General features: G+C 51.9%; 16 protein-coding genes and 2 tRNA genes. All 18 read right to left on the bottom strand.

The window, feature by feature from the left end; all coding sequences use genetic code 11:
- The 18 genes from IPH19_00945 to IPH19_01030 all read right to left on the bottom strand — a co-directional run bounded on the left by IPH19_00945 (window position 1) and on the right by IPH19_01030 (window position 17751).
- On the bottom strand, window positions 1-522 hold the full coding sequence (locus tag IPH19_00945) for a hypothetical protein (GenBank protein ID QQR61017.1): 522 nt from the start codon (window positions 520-522) through the stop codon (window positions 1-3).
- Window positions 519-1304, bottom strand: coding sequence for a rod shape-determining protein MreC (locus tag IPH19_00950; protein QQR61018.1), 786 nt, complete (start codon window positions 1302-1304; stop codon window positions 519-521). Before IPH19_00950 ends, IPH19_00945 begins: the two co-directional genes overlap by 4 nt.
- 4 nt (window positions 1305-1308) lie before the next feature.
- On the bottom strand, window positions 1309-2364 hold the full coding sequence (locus tag IPH19_00955) for a rod shape-determining protein (protein QQR61019.1): 1056 nt from the start codon (window positions 2362-2364) through the stop codon (window positions 1309-1311).
- Window positions 2365-2416: 52 nt separating this feature from the next.
- A complete protein-coding gene (locus tag IPH19_00960) occupies window positions 2417-2806 on the bottom strand; it encodes a hypothetical protein (GenBank protein QQR61020.1) in 390 nt (129 codons plus the stop codon).
- Between the two features lie 14 nt (window positions 2807-2820).
- A complete protein-coding gene (locus IPH19_00965) occupies window positions 2821-3120 on the bottom strand; it encodes a DUF721 domain-containing protein (protein QQR61021.1) in 300 nt (99 codons plus the stop codon).
- 1 nt (window position 3121) lies between these two features.
- A complete protein-coding gene (locus IPH19_00970) occupies window positions 3122-6031 on the bottom strand; it encodes a UvrD-helicase domain-containing protein (protein QQR61022.1) in 2910 nt (969 codons plus the stop codon).
- 15 nt (window positions 6032-6046) lie between these two features.
- Window positions 6047-6370 carry a hypothetical protein gene (locus IPH19_00975; GenBank protein ID QQR61023.1) on the bottom strand — a complete coding sequence of 108 codons (324 nt, stop codon included), beginning with the start codon at window positions 6368-6370 and terminating at the stop codon, window positions 6047-6049.
- 20 nt (window positions 6371-6390) lie between these two features.
- Window positions 6391-7482 (bottom strand): tRNA guanosine(34) transglycosylase Tgt, encoded by a 1092-nt coding sequence (gene tgt / locus IPH19_00980; protein QQR61024.1) that lies wholly within the window; start codon window positions 7480-7482, stop codon window positions 6391-6393.
- Window positions 7466-8173: a TVP38/TMEM64 family protein gene (locus tag IPH19_00985; protein ID QQR61025.1), complete on the bottom strand. Its 708-nt coding sequence runs from the start codon at window positions 8171-8173 to the stop codon at window positions 7466-7468. The genes tgt and IPH19_00985 overlap by 17 nt, the downstream gene beginning before the upstream one ends.
- Before the next feature lie 4 nt (window positions 8174-8177).
- Entirely contained in the window at window positions 8178-9749 is a 1572-nt protein-coding gene (locus IPH19_00990) for a hypothetical protein (GenBank protein ID QQR61026.1), read from the bottom strand.
- A gap of 84 nt (window positions 9750-9833) precedes the next feature.
- Window positions 9834-9911, bottom strand: a tRNA-Val gene (locus IPH19_00995).
- A gap of 19 nt (window positions 9912-9930) precedes the next feature.
- Window positions 9931-10017: transfer RNA gene (locus tag IPH19_01000), tRNA-Leu, on the bottom strand.
- A gap of 35 nt (window positions 10018-10052) precedes the next feature.
- Window positions 10053-10820, bottom strand: a complete 768-nt coding sequence (locus tag IPH19_01005; GenBank protein ID QQR61027.1) for a hypothetical protein — start codon at window positions 10818-10820, stop codon at window positions 10053-10055.
- Window positions 10781-11260 carry a polymer-forming cytoskeletal protein gene (locus IPH19_01010; protein ID QQR61028.1) on the bottom strand — a complete coding sequence of 160 codons (480 nt, stop codon included), beginning with the start codon at window positions 11258-11260 and terminating at the stop codon, window positions 10781-10783. The genes IPH19_01005 and IPH19_01010 overlap by 40 nt, the downstream gene beginning before the upstream one ends.
- A gap of 2 nt (window positions 11261-11262) precedes the next feature.
- Window positions 11263-12993, bottom strand: coding sequence for an arginine--tRNA ligase (gene argS / locus IPH19_01015; protein QQR61029.1), 1731 nt, complete (start codon window positions 12991-12993; stop codon window positions 11263-11265).
- Window positions 12990-14189 carry a tyrosine--tRNA ligase gene (locus IPH19_01020; protein ID QQR61030.1) on the bottom strand — a complete coding sequence of 400 codons (1200 nt, stop codon included), beginning with the start codon at window positions 14187-14189 and terminating at the stop codon, window positions 12990-12992. Before IPH19_01020 ends, argS begins: the two co-directional genes overlap by 4 nt.
- Window positions 14190-14227: 38 nt before the next feature.
- On the bottom strand, window positions 14228-15130 hold the full coding sequence (locus tag IPH19_01025) for a prolyl oligopeptidase family serine peptidase (protein QQR61031.1): 903 nt from the start codon (window positions 15128-15130) through the stop codon (window positions 14228-14230).
- 5 nt (window positions 15131-15135) lie between these two features.
- Complete coding sequence (locus IPH19_01030; GenBank protein QQR61032.1) at window positions 15136-17751, bottom strand: valine--tRNA ligase; 2616 nt, start codon at window positions 17749-17751, stop codon at window positions 15136-15138.
- Window positions 17752-17767: the final 16 nt, after the last annotated feature.

Raw genomic sequence — 17767 nt, forward strand, 5'->3', positions numbered from 1 at the left:
TTAAAATGTTGTCTCCCGCTGGCCGAGCGTCACGAATCGCCTCGTGAAGGAGGCGATGAGCAAGAAACCCATGCCTACGCTTATAGCATCCCAGACAAGAATCCACCATGGCTCAATCGGTAAATGCCATGGATAGCGCGATGGATCGAGCCAACTACCAACAGCAGACAGCATGAATGATCCCAGCCATTCCAACAGACGGCCTAGTAAGACAAGGGCAACCGATGCGTAAACCGAGCGATTCGTTAGAAAGCGATGCGAAGCGGCATCAAGGATCAAGAGAACCATGGATAAGCGTAGCGTTGCTACATCGAGATGAGCCCAGCCATAGGCGTCGAGGACGGAAGCTCCGGCGATCAGGGCAGCAAATGCTCGGCCACGCGCGCTCGAAACAAGAAGGAGCACCGCTAAAGGCAATAACGGATGAAAAGCAAATTCAGGCGGCAAGAATGGCAAAACAGCAACTTCCCAGAGACCGGCCAAAAGGCCGACAATGATCACGATCGACCAGCGCCAGATCATAGGCGTGGGCGCAGCGCTGTTGGGCGCAACACGGAAACAAAGACGACGCGGTCGAGGGAAATGATCGGCTCGATCGTTGCGTTCATAAACGGATCCGTTGGTTTACCTTCAACGGTATTCACGACGCCGATCGGAAGATTACCCGGAACCTTATCTTCCGTTCCTGCTGTGACAATCAGCTGATCGGCGACGAGTGACTCGGATGACGGGATGTAGGTCAATACTCCAGCTCCATTTCCCCGCCCCTCAATAATACCGGCCAACTGTCCATCGGTTTGTAGCGATGCTGCTACGCGGCTTCTTGGATCTGTGACGAGCTCGACGGTTGCGACGCGGTCCAGAATCTGGCTGATCTTGCCGATGAAGACGCCCTGATCCGTAATAACGGCTTGGCCGATTTCCAATGAATCATCCCCGCCGCGATCGATCGTTAATAGCGCGCGCTTTCCGCTGACATCACGGCCAATAACACGGGCGCCGACACTGTCGTAGCCGGATCGATCAAGAAAGCGGGCTTGTGCGCGCAATGTTTGGTTTTCTTCTTCCAATGCTTTCAGGCGCACATAATCGACAGCGAGCGTTGAAACACGGGCTTCCAATTCTTTGATACGGGAGTCGACATTGTCTGTTGCAGAGCTCGACCAGCCGCTCACAAGGCGGATCACGGGCAAACTTCCAAAGCGCGAGAGCTCGCCGATGGGACGGAATAAACCGGCCAACGCTAAAACCGCCACCACCACGACGGCGGCAAGAAGCCAGAGCCATCGCAAAGAACTGTTCATGTCATTAAATCGACTTTACGAGATCGGTGGCCGGGATGGCAACTTCTGCAAGCAGCGCACGGTTATCGATTAGGTGCGCCGTCCCGCGCACAACGCAATGCAGACAGTCATCGGCGACACGCACAGGCAAACCGGTACCGCGCGATAGAGCCTGATCCAATCCTCGGAGCAATGCTCCCCCGCCCGTGATCACAATGCCTCGCTGCTGAATGTCAGCGACGAGTTCCGGAGGCGTAATTTCCAAAATTGCTTTCGTTTGATCGATGATCGACTTAATGGAACGGCCAAGCGCTTCACGAATCTGGGCATCGTTGACCGAGATTTCGCGCGGAAGACCGGAGAGAAGATCGCGTCCGCGCATGGTTGCTTCCAAAGGTTCTGGCAGCTCGACAGCGGAACCGATGGCGACTTTGATTTGTTCTGCAACGCGCTCGCCTAGAAGAATGTTAAAAACGTCGCGAGCGTATTGGATAATATTTTTGTTCAATTCATCTCCAGCGATAGGAATGCTCTTGGAAGTGACAACGCCATTCAAAGAGATGACAGCGATTTCCGTGGAGCCGGCACCGAGGTTGATGATCATGTTGCCAAACGGCTCCCCGATCGCGAGACCGGCGCCAATGGCGGCAGCGATCGGTTCTTCAACGACAAGCACCTCACGTGCTCCGGCGGCGGTTGCCGCATCGCCGACAGCTTTGCGTTCTACTTCCGTTACATCGAGCGGTACGCAGATTACGACCGAAGGACGAGGAATCGCAAAAGCCTTGTCTTCGTGAACTTTTTCAAAAAAGTAACGCAGCATTTTTTCCGTGACTTCAAAGTCGGCGATGATACCGCGCTGAAGCGGACGCGTAACCTGAATATGCGCCGGTGTCTTTCCAACCATCGAGAGTGCATCCTCCCCGACCGCCATCACCTGATTGGTGCGGCGGTTAATAGCTACAACAGACGGTTCATTAATGACGACCCCGCGGCCTTTTACGAAAACGCGGGTATTTGCCGTGCCCAAGTCAATTCCCAACTGCTTGGTCAGCCGGCCAAAGATCGAAGGCCACTTCATAGTGGGCCTATCCTACCGTCCGGCTACCGAGTTTGCCACGCCCGTCAAGAGCTCAACCGCGCCTACTTTCCTGAATCGTTAAAAAGACGTATTCCAGAGTGCCTACGGCCGCCAATAAAAGCAGAAAATTCCACCAGGCGAGATAACCTAGCGATGACAGGATCAAGGCGGCTACGGCAACACCTGCGAGCAGCAACCCATGACGAAACGCGATTCGAACTTCGCGATAAGCCGTTTGCTTTCTCCCCCGGACATGGACTCGAAAAATGATTCCGCCAAAGCTTATGAGTCCCACGAGCGAGGCGTATAAGGCGATATAAAAGGCTGTGAGGCCCATGAGCCCTGCTTCATCAGGATTCACATTCACGATGACATAGACAAGCAAGGCGCAGGCCACAAGGGCCACGGCTGCCATGAGTCCAAGAAAAGACCGATATCCCATGGCAATAGGATACGTCAGCCGTGCATGATTCTCAATGTGTGTACGATTTTCCCTCCCAGTTGGCGATTAATTTCATTGCGCAGACGGACATCCCACATGCGAAGCTCTTGAACAGCTGCCGGTACATGCGATAAGAGGCGCAACTCCCCTCCGGCAAAAGAGACGGCGTCGACATGCGAAGCTTTTTCCTCGTCCCAAAGTCTTGCGAGACATTCTTTGGAGATCTCCAAAACGCGCGTCGCCTCAACTTGGCGCGAGATTCCGGCTTTTTGCACGGCTCCGGGGAGAATACGGCGGATGGGTTGGAATGCCATATCAAAGCTTCTTGAACTCGCAGATATTACGGAAGTCGCAATATTTACAGGTGAACGGTTCTGGCGTTGCAACAAAGTCGGAAGTAACGATGGCTTCCATGCGTTCCTGCAATTTACCGAGAAAGGCTTCGCGTTTCTCTTCCTTCAGAACATCGACGTCAGTTTCTACCCAATCGATAACGTAAATATACTTCATCGAGGAAACCTTGAGACCGCGTTCTTCAAGAGCAACCTGATAGAGGTGCAGCTGCTCTTTGTCTTCTGCGGATAATTCCTCTTTTGCTTTTCCTGTTTTGTAGTCGACGATGCAAACTGTGTCACCAGGGCCTTTATCGATGCGGTCAATTTTTCCTTTGAGCGAATGGAGGCCGAGAATGAGCGTGAACGGCTCTTCTACACCAACGGTATCCGGCGCTTTAACCGCGCAATGCTGCCAGAAGTTTTTAACGGCTTTTTTGCCATTCTCTTTATACTCGTCATGACGTTCACGTGACTCGTACCATTCATCGATCCAGTCTTCTTCAAACATCGCCATCGCCTCGGCGAGCGTGACACGAAAACCGCCTTCCGTTGTTTCAAAAGGTCCGGTCGTTTCACCAAAAAGTGAGCCCTGCGCGGCTTTTCCGCGCAGCTCATGTAATTGCATGATGTGCTGATAGGTATTGTGGACGCTTTGACCGAAGCTTTTTTGATACGTGCCAAATTTTGGAATGCGATAAATATGCTCGAGCTTGTACGAGTACGGGCACTTACGAAATGTCGCAAGCTGGGTGAAACTGAATTTCTTTTTGAGTTCGTAGTGAACTAAGTCGGCACGCGGGTCTTCTTCTGGTTCGTGAAGTTCGAGACGGCGGGCGTCGGCGGTGAGATCGCCAGCGATCACCGGAATCTCAAGCGAGGATTCATTGAGGAACGCGGACGGTTTTTTGGCGCGCGCTCCCCCGTAATGCGAGGCGCCGCTCAAGTAGAGAGCGTTTTTGGCGCGAGTCATCGCCACGTAAAAAAGACGGCGCTCTTCTTCCAGATGAACATCGCCTTCTGGCAAACGTTCCTTTACCAACCCATCTGGTAGCGGGATAGCGTCGGTACGGGCTCGTGTCGGGAAGCGTTGATCGACGAGAGATGCAATAAAGACGTATTTGAATTCCAAACCTTTGGACGCGTGAATCGTCATGACTTTTACGAGCTCAGGGCCGGCGTCGGGATCAAAGTCGAGACCGCCTTCTTCTCCGGAATCGATTTCTTGACGCAACTCCTCAAGAAAGCCGCGAAGCGATGGGCCGTGCGTTGAACGTTCGTAACGCTTGATGCGTTCGGCAAAACCATTCAAGTGCTGGATATATTCGCGTTTCTCGCGCTCAGGCAAACGCATGACCATGGCGAGGTAGCCGCTTTTATCGAGCGCAAGCTGGAGTACGCGCAGAGGCGTTTCACGTTTTGCTGTTTCCGCGAGGCCCTCTATATGTGAAACAAGTTTTTCTACAATGCGGGTACCGTCTTCCGAAATGTGCGCGTCTCGAACCTGTTTTAACGAAGCCCAAAGCGTCAGACCTTTACGGTTGGAGTATTGCAGCAGCTCGGCAATATCTTTTGCCGCCATCGGGTAACAGCCCAGATTGAGTGCGCGCCATACAGCTGGAGATTCATGATAGGCGTCGAGAAGAGACAAAATTGCCATGACGTCGAGTACGGCGGGCTTTCCGTATAAACCTCGAAGCGCCATGAATTGGAATGGAATGGCAGCCCGGTCGAATGTATGGATGAACGGCTCGGCGCCGTCATTGGATCGGACGAGAACGCAAAAATCGTTCCAGGTGGCTTCTGGATCTTTTTCTTTGAGCCTCTTGATCTCAGCGGCGACAGCCTCTGTTTCATCTTCGACCGTTTTCTTCCAGATCACCTCGACGGAACCGCCTTCACCGCGCATGGCTTTCAGTTCTTTGGAGAGCCCCGTACCAGCGAGTCGGACTTCCAAACGATTGGGATCGTTCTTTTTGATGAAGCGATAGGCGACATCAAGAATCTCTTTGTGTGAGCGATAATTCTCTACGAGCGCGACTGTTTTTGCTTCTGGGAAGTCGTCACGGAATTGGAGAATGTTGGCAAGCGATGCGCCGCGGAATTTATAGATCGCCTGATCATCATCGCCGACGACCGTCATGTTGCGTTCTTTGCCGCAGAGCAATTTCAACATTTCATACTGCGCCCAGTTGGTGTCCTGAAACTCATCGACCATGATGTAACGGAATTGCTTGCGATACTTTTCCAGAACGGCGGGGCGTTCGCGAAAGAGTCGAAGCGTCTCCATGATGAGATCATTCATGTCGAGACTCCCCTCCTCGCGCAGGATTTTGCGGTAGGCAAAATAAATATCAGCGAGCTCCTGCAAACGCTTGCGCTCGCCTGTGACGAATTCTGCGTCGCCGTCGAGCGTAACATCCTGGGCGAACTTGAGATACATTTCCGGAGTAACGTCCTCGTCTTTTGCACGTGAGAAATGCTGGAGCAAAGCGCGCAGAAACTTCACCGGATTTCCAAGTGGTCGATAGTGATCGAGCGGCAGCTCCATCATTCGGCGTTTGAGAAGCAGCCAAGCGTCTGTTGATGTGAGTAATCGAAACTTATTTGGTAAGCCGATTTCAAGTGCGTGTGCTTCTAGAATGCGCTGGCAAAAACCGTGAAAGGTCGAGATCCAAAAATCGTAGGTTCCGGTTTCCAGAAGTTTAAGGACACGATCTTCCATCTCCGTAGCCGACTTCTCGGTGAACGTGAGCGCGAGAATGTTCTCCGAGGAAATTCCCTCTTGCGAAAGAAGATGCGCGTAGCGGACAATCATCAAAGGTCCGTCCTTATGCATGACGGCCGAGGCTTGGGCTTCGTTCAGGCCTTCGAAGAGCGGGTCGGGGTTCATGATTACGCATCATAGTCACGCATCATGAAAAATGAAACCCCGCTCCAAAGTTTTGGAACGGGGTTCAGGCGGCTCCATGGGGACCGGATTCATCGGGGTCCTTGGACTTTTTCTGGAAGTTGCCGTGGATGACGCGGCCTTTTTTGGCTTGTCGTCGACGGATGCGAGTGAACGTTGGGCCTGGGCGTCACGCTGCTGGTTCTTGAGTTGACGCTCAAACTCGTTGCTCGTCAGATCGAGCAGCCGTTTGAACAGATACGCGACGACGATGCCGAGCGATACGGCGGTGCAGAACGCACCGAGGACAAACGCAACGAACACTTCCAAACCAAAATACATCTCAACCTCCGGCCAACCTTTTATACGCTTTTTCGAATTTTGTCCATCAGCTCGATATAGAACGCGACGTTGTTGATCGTCGCGAGGCGTTGGCCGAGCATTTCATCGACGGTGAAGAGATGGCGAAGATAGCCCATCGAGTAGCGGGCTAACTCCCCTGTTTTGCCGATTGGCTCGTGGCTGTTCTTCCATTTTTCGTTCGTAATTTGGACGGCTTCGTAGAAATCCGGCTTGGACAAGTCATCATGAACGAATCTGTAGAGTTGGCCGTGACGGGCGTTGCGTGTAGGCAAAACACAATCAAACATGTCGATGCCGCGTTTTACGTACTCGACGATTTCGTGCGGTTTTGCACCGCCCATGAAGTAGCGCGGTTTGTCTTTGGGGAGAATGTCGTCGAGCGCTTCCAAAACTTTGCAGGCTTCTTCGAACGGTTCGCCGACCGAGAGGCCGCCGATGGCGTAGCCGTCGAATCCGATTTCTACGAGCTCGCGAGCGCTTCGCATTCGCAGCTCAATATCCGTACCGCCTTGAACGATTCCAAAAAGCTTGGCACCCGGGTTTACGCTCCCCTCTCTCGTGCGTTCAAATTCTTCTTTCGATCGTTTGGCCCATTTCGTCGTCAGCTCCAATGACGCGAGAAGCGTGTCGCGTGTAGCGGGTAACGCCGTGCAGACATCAAGAACCATCACGATGTCCGAGCCGATCGTGCGCTGGATTTGCATGCAGAGCTCAGGCGTCAGCATGAGCTTGGCGCCGTCGATGTGGGATTGGAACTCGACACCGTTTTCCGAGAGCTTGCGAAGCCCGGAAAGCGAGAATACTTGGAAACCGCCCGAGTCGGTGAGAATCGCGCCCTTCCAGTCCATCAACTTATGAAGTCCGCCAAATTCTTTCATGACTTCCATGCCGGGGCGGAGCCACAAGTGGTAGGCGTTCGAAAGGATGATCGGCGAACCGATTTGTTCGATATCGAAAGACGACAGGGTTTTGACCGCGCCTTTGGTTGCGATCGGCATAAAAAAAGGCGTCTCGAGGGTGCCGTGAGGCGTCTCGAGAGAACCGCGTCGACCTTGGGGTGACGATGAAGCGAGCTTAAACATCCTTTTCAAAATCTTCCGGGCTCTTTTCCGGTTTGACCAAAATCAACTTTTTACCCCAATTGGATCGGCGGATAAAGAATGCGATGGCGAGAGAAATACAAAAGAGCACGGCAAATAGCCCCCATGTACGCGGCGAGGAAAGCGATTCGCCCAAAACAACAAAACTTACCGTCGCCGGTATGGAGCCAATGATGCTGGCAGCCATAAACTGTCGGAATGGCATGCGGGTAAGGCCAGCCGCGTATCCGATAAAATCGAATGGTAGCATGAGCAGACGCAAACCCAACACAGTCACAAAGCCCTGCTCGGACAGCAAATCGTCGTATTCTTTGACCCATCCACGCTCACTCTCGCTCACAAAGTGGCGCCCCAAATATCGGCTTAACCAGAAACTTACTGCCGCAGCGAGATTGAGCCCAAGTACCGCGAGCAACGCGCCCATCCATGGTCCAAAAAGGACTCCGGAAATCACAGAAACACCTGCGGAGGGAAATGGAATAATACTTGAAGAAGCTGCGAATGCCAGAAGCACAAGCGGCCCCCAAAACCCGGCAGCGCGCACGTTCATCTCGATAATTCCAGGGACAGTACGCAGTGGGATTTGATTCAGGTACAAGACGAGATAGATCGCGGCCACGATGGCGACGTATACGACAAGAATACCGATCTTGAGCCAATGCGCACGATCAAATGATTTCATAGGCCTATTGTAGCTGTTCCTTCTTCTCTTTCATAAAGGCCGACCATTCCTCGAGCAGATTCAAAAAGATTTTGAATGGCGCCTCGATAATGAAGTCAAAGAAGAAAATGAATACATTGAACCGCGAAAGGGTTTCTGAAAGCAAGCGTCCGACGCGTAAAACCGGAAGCGAGAAAAAATCAGCGATGATCGTGCCGATGTTATCCGGTCGCTCGACGGCGACGAACTCGCGGGAAGAGTTGCGTAGACGGAACGCAAAGAAGCTGACGACGCAAAGGAAAAATAGGAAGATAAGTGCACTCACCCAGGTAAAATGCAATACCATTAAGAACGTATACACCAAACCAAAGCTCACGAGAAAAGTAAAAAGATAAGCCAAGCTAAACATGAGCGCGCCAAACCAACCCCGTTTACGCGCAATACGGATTTCACGTCCTTTTGGCCCCTCTGAGGAAAGCAGTTCGTCGACACCACGCTTGATGCGCAGGATATTTTCCTTTGCCGGCGGACGGATCATCAGTCCTACAAAAAACATCAAAACCGGAGCAAAAAAGACATTGATCGCTAGAGGGATTTGGTGAACGGTCCCGTAAATAACTCGTTCAGAAGGTACTTCCATGATCAATGCAAATAGCATTTTTGTCGCAAAAAGATAGATCATGGCACGAATGGTGCCGCGACGAAGTTTTGACTTTGAATCTTTGATACGGCGGTCAGCAATACGCTCGACTGCCATATGCAGCTTCACAGGATCCGCAAGCAGCGCTGCGGCCTTCGGCGGGTCTTCATGTAATGCAGAGCGAAGAATATTTAAAGAAATGGACCATGGCTTTACCGCCGACAAAAATTTGTTGGAAAAACGATGCGTCAAAACACTGCGCACGCGTTTTTCTGTCTCAACGATGGTAAGCGCCATCTCTGTTGGCGAGTCTGCCCATTCTTCCGGCTTCATCCATTGCGGTTCAAAAGCACGAACGAGCTTGAAACCAACCATTTCATCATCTGCCTTTTCCAAAAGGCGATGACAGGCAACGTACACTTGAAGACGACGCTCGGTATCGTCCAGTAAATTATCGCGGACCGTGATGCGCTCACAGAGCTGCTCAAACAAAAAGTTTACAAAGGTCTTGGACTCGGAGTGATCATCTAGCAATTCTTCCAGTTCGGCAGAAATAATACCAAGCAACCATTCAGCATAAGCTTCGGAGCCTGCGTTTACACGACGGCACGCCAAATATTTACGGACGACACTACCGGCCTTGTCCCCCATCTCTTCATGAATTGCTCCGTTGGGGAGATAGCGGGCCGCAATCAATTCACGGATCAAATTACCGCCAATAATATTCGGGTCGGTTTCGAGCGAGAGCTGGCGTTTGAGGATGCGAAAAATCGCAGCCTTACGCAGTAGGTGATCATCTTTATAGTCGACCGCGTTGCGGATGCGCTCGTATAGAACAGAAAAACGGCTGACGGCCGCGTGCACGTTTACGCGAGAAGACTCCGGAACTTCCGGAGGTGTTGTCGGTTGTACGGCTTTTGCCAGAACCGAGGTTTTGGCCAACGCGTATTCAGCCATATGAAGCGTTGGTCAACATACCTTAAAATAGGCTTTTTGTCGAGACTCGGGGTCCAAAAAACCGCCTTTTGAGCGGTTTTTTGATGGTGGACGCTGTAGGATTCGAACCTACGACCCTCTCGGTGTAAGCGAGATGCTCTGAACCAGCTGAGCTAAGCGTCCCGTCTCGTTTCAGAACACGTGGTGCGGCGAGAGAGACTTGAACTCTCATAACCTTGCGGTTGCTACCACCTCAAGGTAGTGCGTCTGCCAATTTCGCCATCGCCGCCCCAAGTATTCTCAATGCTTGCGCGGGCAAGGTTATCAAAGGTTTCCCGATCCTGCAAGCATCCCCCTCCCCCTACGGCTCGTGATGATTTTAAGGGCTTTTGGTTTGATGGAAAGATCGAGGACTTCTCCTTCGATCGGAAGGCCATCGACCAAGCAAGAACCGGCTACAGAGCGTTTTAACTCGGCCTTGGTAAAGCAGAGATGGGTCTGCACAGCTTCGGATTCGTTTTTCCATGTAAAACGCCGTTTTTCTACATGAGGAATGATGAAGGCGTCGAGCTTTCCATCATGGGCGTCGCAAGCGTCACCGAGATTACGGATACATAGCGAACCATTTGGCGGAGGCTCGATTTTGAATTGATTGTCCACATGGAGCGAGATGCCGGGACCGTCGACGATGAGTTCGGATAAAAAAGCGCGGCCGCTCACCATCCCGAGATCGATGGTTTCATTGAAGCGGGCAGCGAGCGTGTCGATTGATGCAAGACCTTTTGGAAGACCGAGACTCTTGGAAACAGGGCCGCTTCCAAGTAGTGGAATAAAGCCGATCATTGGCGTCGAGTCACCGAGAGCGCTGATCGCCGTAAATAACGTTTTGTCATCGCCGACCACGACGAGGGTTTGGGCACCGGATCGAATCAAGTCGGCGACGATGTCGCGAGCATGGCGGAAGAGAGCAAATTTACCGACGCGTCCGTTTAATCCTCTGCGCGAAATCTCTGCTTCGAGCTGTGAAATCTCCCGGTCGTGCTTCCGGTCATTCAGCCGTTCATCGTAGAGATACGCGTAGCCGGATAACATGGGTCGTTTTCAGGTTTCAGTTTTTGCCGTTCTTTGACTTGTCCGACGGAAACTTTTCCATTCACTTTTGCGCCTGCTTCAACGGTAAGCGCTTCCGAAGTCAGGTCACCGGCGAGTTTGGCGGTCGACTTGAGGTCGACACGGCGCTCGACGATCACATTGCCTTGGATGTTTCCAGCGATAACAGCGTCCCCTGCTTTTACTTCTGCGTGAATAATCGCCTCAGGTCCGACGGTTAGTCGGCCTTTGGTAGCGAGAGAACCTTTTACTTCACCCTCGATTTGCACATCGCCGTCGCTGGCAAAATCGCCTTCGACTTTTACGCCTTTAGCGATAATGGTCGCAGTTGGGCGCGCGGCCGAGAGAGGTGGTTCCGGTTTTGGGTCTGCCGAGAGAATCGGCTTCAGATCCGGAACTTGAGGAGAAGAAAAGAGAGCCATAACTACATCTCATCAGGCACGCGGATCCCGAGCAAGCCCAGGCCAAGACTTAGTGTCTCACGCGCAACGGTTGCGAGGCGGATTCTTCCTTCACGCAACTCTCCTTCTGACTCAAGCACGGGGACATCGCGATAGAACGCGTTAATCGCTTGGGAAGCATCAAGACACCATTGCGCGATGATCGCCGGGCGCAATTCTGCAGCGGCTTGCTTGGTTTTTGATGGGAAGGCTGAGAGAACAAGCGCCAATGCTTTTTCTGATGCGTGGTCGAAGCTGGATGCGAGCTCGCCGTCGAATGGATTTTGCGGACCTGCTTTACGGAGAATCGAGGCGAGGCGGGCGGCGGCGTACAAACAATATGGGCCGGTGTCGCCGTCGAATGACAGCGCTTGCTCAAGATCGAATGTAAAAATTTTGTCCGAGTCCTGCTTAAGCATGCCAAACTTAATACCAGCCATGGCGATACACCAGGACACATGCGTGACTTTTCCCTCCGTCCAATCCTCGTGGCGCTTTAACACTTCTCCGCGAGCGTAATCGATAACGGAATCGCGGAAGTCTTGGAAGGCGACAATATTACCTTCACGAGAAGACATGGCGCCGCTCTTGAGCGTCACAAATTCGTAACCGATAAATTCATGCGGCACGGTAATACCCATGCGCTTCAAGGTTTCAAAGAGCTGCTTGAAATAGAATTGCTGGCGATTGTCGACAAGAATCAGCGAGCGCTCGGCTTTTGGATATTCTGCATGCTTCTTTTCTGCGAGCGCGAGGTCTTTGGTTCCGTAGAGAGAGGTTCCGTCAGATTTGCGGACGAGAAATACACCAAGCTTCACATCTTCCAAATCAACGATCATGGCGCCTTGCGATTCCTTAGCGATCCCCTTTTCCAACAACGTATCAACCATCTGCTGTCCGCGATCAGTTACTTCTGATTCCAGATATTGGCGCGTAACGTCGACGCCGAGATCGTCAAAAATTTCTGCCATCTCATCAAGAGACCAGCGGCGCGTTTCAAGCCACAACGATTCCCAGACAGGATCATGCGCTTCAAGTTTCTGTTGAACCGATGAAATTTCGTCTTTGTATTCCGGATGTTCGTCAAGCTGGCGGGTGGCCTCGGCGTAGAGTTGGCCGAGATATTTTCCGGTGCGTTGATCCATCGGCAAATCATCGACGGTCATGACGCCATTGCGGGACTTCACCATCCACCACAAACATTTGGCGACATGGGCGCCGACATCGCCGTGATAGGAAGCGGTCACGACTTCCCAGCCAGCTTTTTTCAGGAGCAAGTTTTCACTGACACCGAGCACAAGATTGCGCAGATGACCGACATGAATTTCCTTGTGTGTGTTTGGCTGGGCGTATTCCAAAACAAGCTGGCGATTGGCGCCGTCGGTTGAGTTGCCGTATTGGTCGCGGCTTACTTCAATATCGCGGATGACGCGGTGGACAGCAAAGCCTGTCGAAAGAAGGAAATTTACGTATGGACCGGCAGCAGCGACCGATTCAATATCCGTGTTTTTGATGTCGAATTTGGAGGCCAGGTCTTTGGCGATTTCTGCCGGACTTTTCCCCATCGATTTGGCGAGCTTAAAACAGCCAAAGGCGAGATCACCGAGTTTGGAATCAGGCGGAACGACAAGATCGCCCGGCTCGATGGTCGAGTCGGTTAACGCAGAGAGACGTTTTGCGATTTCTACCGTCCAGTAATTCCAAGCTGTCGTCATACGAGCTTTACGAAATGGCGTTTACCCTTCTGTACGATCGAGCCTTTGCCGATCATGGCTGCCGGATCTTTTACAACGACGTCATCGACCTTCACACCGCCTTGCTCAACTTGGCGTCGTGCGTCGGATTTGGAGGTGCAGAGTTTGGATTCGATAAGCGCATCAACGAGAGAAATTTCTTTTGAGACTTTTAGCTCGGCAATTTCTTCCGGCTTCTCCCCTTTTTGGTGGACGGTGGCGAAAGCGACGGCGGCACGCTCAGAAGCTTCTTCACCCGCGAGCCAGATGACGATCGAACGGGCGAGGTCTTTTTTGAAGGCCATCGGATTAGCCCCTTCTTTGATCGCTGTTTTGATGTCGTGAATTTCTGCGGCGGAGAGATCGGTACAGAGCTCAAAACCAGGGACAATCATTTCATCCGGCCAGCTCATGAGTTTGCCGTACATATCTTCTGGTGAATCCGTCATGGCAATCATGTTGCCTTCCGTTTTACCCATCTTTTTTCCTGATGGATCAGCCAGCAGCTTGTTGGTGATGACGAATTTTTCCTTGTTTTTTACTTCACGCAAAAGCGTACGGCCGGCGAGCATGTTGAAGGTCTGATCGTTACCGCCGATTTCCCCATCGACTTCCATCGCGACCGAGTCATAACCCTGCATCAACGGATACAAAAATTCATGAAGATGCACCGGCTTCCCCTCTTTGATGCGATTCTCAAACATGTCGCGCTCGACCATCTGCTGAACCGTGAAATGCGAGGCGAGCTCGACGACATCGGCAAAATTCATTTTGCCGAGCCAGTCATTGTTAAATTTGATCTCGACAGGGTTCGGGCCAGCAAAATCAAGAACGCGCGCCGCTTGCGATTTGTAGAGCTTGGCGTTTTCAATCACCTGCTCGCGCGTTAGCTGTTTGCGCGTAGCTGTCTTGTCCGTCGGATCGCCGATCATGGCGGTGAAATCGCCGATCAGCAAAATAACCTTGTGACCAAGCTCTTGTAGCTCCGAGAGCTTGCGCATCGTGATGAGATGGCCGAGGTGCAGCGTCGGGCCGGTTGGATCGATGCCGTAATACACGGTCAAGACCTCTCCCTTCATCAAACGCTCGCGTACGGCGTCCTTGTTGGGATAGACATTCTCGACGGCGTGGTTGAGCAACCAGTCGATTTTTTTTTGCTCCGTCGAGACCTTGGACATAATGTCCGTAGATTAGCGAAAATGAACGAAAAATACAATTACTCGCCGTGGAGATTCAGATCGGGCAGCGGAGCATTGTCGCGGACATAACGGTCGAACCATTCACGAGTCGCTCGGTTACGCTCCTCCGCATGTTCATAGATTGAATGGTCTCCGCCCTCAAATGACATAAGTCGATGAGGAACCTTCTCTTCGTACAATAGACGTGAAAGGTCTAATGAATCAAGATATGATACACGCCAATCTGCCGTTCCATGCATCATGAGGAGTGGGGTTTTCTTGTGGAATTTCTCCGGCCACTCAACCGCGGAACGCATCTTGAGATCCTGCTTGGTCAAACCGTAGCGTTTGAAGTGCTCGGCCATTTCCGGTCGGAGCTTAATTTGTCGCATCGAGTCTGCGGCACCGGCAACTGTAACGGCGCCCTTGATCCATTTTACGAGAGCCAAGCAACGATACGTCATCATCCCTCCACGACTCGCCCCATACATTCCGATACGATCGGTGTCCGCATGTGGCGTTTTTTCTAAAATGAATTTCAGATTCAAAACATCTGCTATGGTTTTTTGACCGCCAAGATCTTCTTTGCCTTCGCTACCTGCATTTCCGGAGTATTGGGAAGCAATCACGATGTAACCCCAATCTGCCATTCGCCCTAGCCAACGAAAAGCGGGCCCGATTTTGATTGAGCCAAAATCGCCAGAGCCGCCGCGGTTCCAAATAATACATGGCATCTTTCCCTTTAGACGGCGTGGCTCAGCCATGAAGCCTTTCACTTTATAGCCGTTAGACCAATATATAATACTGAAAAGACGCACCCGTTTGGCAACATCGATAATCAACCGCATGTGAGCCGGGTCATTAAATTTTGACAACCCTTTCTTCAACTCCGCATCCAGTTTGATCTCAACTTTCTCCAGCAAGGTACCGGCTTTAGGCATATCGATTAGATCCGCGACTTAATGGCTTTAACCTTCTCCTTTGCTTCCTCAAGTTTGTCCGACATCGTACGAACGACTTGCTGCGGAGCCTTACTCGAGAACTCCGCATTTGAAAGTTTAGCCTCCGTCGACTTGATGTACGTATTTAGTTGCTCCAGTTCTTTCTCGAGCTTCACGCGCTCCGCTTCCAAGTCGACGCCGTCTGCTTTGTTGAAACCGATGGTTGAAGTGCCGGATGTCGCCACAACCCAGTTATCAGGCATTGCGTTCATGACATCAATAGAAGATGTGTTGGTGAGACGCTTAATCCATTCCAAGTTATCGCCGATAAGTCCTTGCGCATCTTCATCAGCGACAAAGCCGAAGGCGATTTTTTTGGTCGCATCAACTCCTTGTTCAGCACGCAAACGGCGGATGTCGGTGACAAACAAACGGAGCTTTTCAAATTCTGCTGCGCGTCCCATTGAGTCATTAACGTACTCGGGCCATTCTGCGACCATCAAGTGACCTTCTGCGCCCATGAGCTTCCAAATATGCTCGGTCACGAAAGGCATGAACGGATGCCACATGCGGAGCATGGCGTTCAAGAGAGACTTCAAAATATCGGCCTTGCCTCCCTCGACTTTGGCGACTTCTAGATACCAGTCAGCCAAATCGTTCCAGGTGAAGTCGCGAAGCTCCTCCCCTGCCGAGGAAAACTGGAAGGCTTCGAGCTTGGAAGTAACGGAGGCGTTCACGTCGGCAAGACGGGAAAGGATCCAATCATCGGCCAATGTTCTTGTGCCGGGGGTTTTCTGCTTTTCATCCTCAAGCTGAAGCAGAATAAAGCGCGAGATATTCCAAAGCTTGTTCACGAGGTTGCGGCCAGCCTCGACTTTATCCATGTAGAAACGCGAGTCGTTTCCGGGTGTTGTGCCGCTCAAGATACTCATGCGCAGAGCATCTGTTCCATATTTTTGGATCACCTCGATTGGATCGATGCCGTTGCCTGAGGATTTGGAGAACTTGGCGCCGTGCTCATCGCGCACAATGCCGTGGATATAGACTTCCTTGAACGGGATTTCTCCGAGGGCGTACTCGCTCATCAGAATCATGCGCATCATCCAGAGATACAAAATCTCGTATCCCATTTGCATGAAGCTCGTAGGATGGAAGGTTTTGAGGTCTTCTGTTTTGTCTGGCCAGCCGAGAGTCGAGAATGTCCAAGAACCCGAGGAGAACCAGGTGTCGAGCGTATCCGGATCTTGTTCCCAACCTTCTCCTTCTGGCGTTTCTGTACCGACAAACATCTCCTCCCCGCGATACCAGACAGGAATGCGATGACCCCACCATAATTGGCGAGAAAGACACCAGTCGCGGAGATTATCGATACGGTCGAGATAGAGCTTGGCAAAGCGATCCGGGGAGATGCGGATGTGATTATCGAGGACGGCCGAGCGCATCAAATCGCGCAGGGTTTTGCCATGTGATGGGATCGGCTTATTCATGTCCAACCACCACTGCGTCATCGGGATTGCCTCGATAATATCGCCGTAACGGTCGGATGTGCCGATGCTTTGCACGATATCTTCTTCCTTTTCCAGCAAATCATTCTCCTTAAGCCAGGCCACGAACTTTTCACGAGCTTGCTCTGCGCTTAGTCCGACATAGTCCGCGCCTGCTTCTTGCGTCATCTTTCCGTCAGCGCCGATAACGGGGATCAAATTGATTGGCTCGCCTTTGGCTTTCTGCTTCTCAAACATCGCAAAGTCGATGGCGCTGTGGGCAGGCGTTACACCAAGAGCACCGGTTCCGAATTCCGGATCAACGCTTTCATCGGCGATGATTTTGATTTCGAGTGGCTTGGCGGCACCAACATCGACAGTAAATGTTTGGCCGATGAGTTTCTTGTAGCGCTTGTCGGACGGGTGGACGGCGACGGCTGTGTCGCCGAGCTTGGTTTCCGGGCGCGTGCTCGCGATGGTGATTGGAAAATCCTTGCTGTACTTGAAGGTGTAGAGCTTGGCAGGACGTTCGATGTGCTCGATTTCATCATCCGAAGCCGTTGATTGGCCTTTGACGGACCAGTTGACCACGCGATAGCCACGATAAATCAAACCGTCTTTGTACATGCGAACGAAAAGTTCACGTACAGCTCGGTTTCGATCTTCATCAAAGGTGTACGCCAAACGCGACCAGTCGGCCGAGGTTCCCATTTTTCTGATTTGCTTGATGATTGTGGCTTTGGACTCTTCTGCGAACTCGCGAATCTTCTCAACAAGTTTTTCGCGGCCGAGTTCACGACGCGGATCTTTCATGCCGTCAGCCATGAGCATTTTCTCGACTTTGGCTTGTGTTGCGATGGCCGCATGGTCGGTTCCAGGGACGAGAAGGGTCTTTTTGCCGCGCATGCGCTGGAAACGAATCGTCGTATCCATGATGGACTGCTCAAGGGAATGTCCAAGATGAAGAACGCCCGTCACATTTGGCGGCGGCATCATGATGCAGAAGGGCTCCCCTTTTTGATTGCGGTCAGGCAATTGATCGGGGTTAAAAGCGCCGGAGGCTTCCCAGGCGGCGTAGATCGCATCTTCCACGGCTGAGGCGTCGTAGGCCTTTGGCAGTTCGCGCAAATCGGACATAGATAATGCGCCCAGA

The sequence above is a fragment of the Candidatus Uhrbacteria bacterium genome (assembly GCA_016699205.1).
GTDB lineage: Bacteria > Patescibacteriota > Patescibacteriia > 2-12-FULL-60-25 > 2-12-FULL-60-25 > CAIXDN01.